At 74.5% G+C, this 616-nt stretch carries 2 pseudogenes; both read left to right on the forward strand.

What is annotated here, in order from left to right:
- Positions 1-100 (forward strand): annotated as a pseudogene (locus KUM32_RS41550) (arginine repressor); the annotation flags it as partial.
- Positions 101-337: 237 nt separating this feature from the next.
- Positions 338-616 (forward strand): annotated as a pseudogene (locus tag KUM32_RS41555) (bacilysin biosynthesis protein BacA); the annotation flags it as partial.

Genomic DNA, 616 nt, shown 5'->3' on the forward strand with positions numbered 1-616 from the left:
CAGCGCGGGAGACGACACGCTGCTGCTGATCAGCCGTGACCCGCAGGGCGGCCAGGCCCTGGCCGACCACCTGATGCGGCTGGCCCAGCGCGCCCGCTGACCCGCTCGCACCCCACGCCACCTGCCCATCTCGCGCCGACGACCGGCGCGTTGGGCAGGTGGCGTGGACCCGTTGGTGGTTCTCGACACCCCGGGGGCGCGGCGGTAGCGTGATTCCGCTTCTGTACCGGGTCAGCGTGTCGGCGGCCCCACGCGACGCGCTGTCCTCGCACATGCCTGTCCACACCACCGAGCCCGCACCTCGTGCCCCGCGCGCGTGCGGAGCACTGGGGGAGACATGCCGGAAGGCGCAGCGCCCGCAGCCCCGTCCCCGCTCGACACGATCCGCACGCTGCACACGCTCGGCCCGGCCGGCACCAACCTGGAGGCCGCCGCCCGGCAGTGGATAGATCGCCGCGGCCTCGCGGACAGCGGCACGGTCATCCTGCACCCCTCGCTGGAGTCCGCGCTCGACGGCCTCCCGCGCACCGGGGCGCACGCGCTGGTCGCCTGCGCCGTCTACCCGCGGCTCCACACCCTCGTCTTCGACAACCTGCGCACCTGCCGCATGGTCGAC

Source organism: Streptomyces sp. AC627_RSS907 (genome assembly GCF_019049165.1).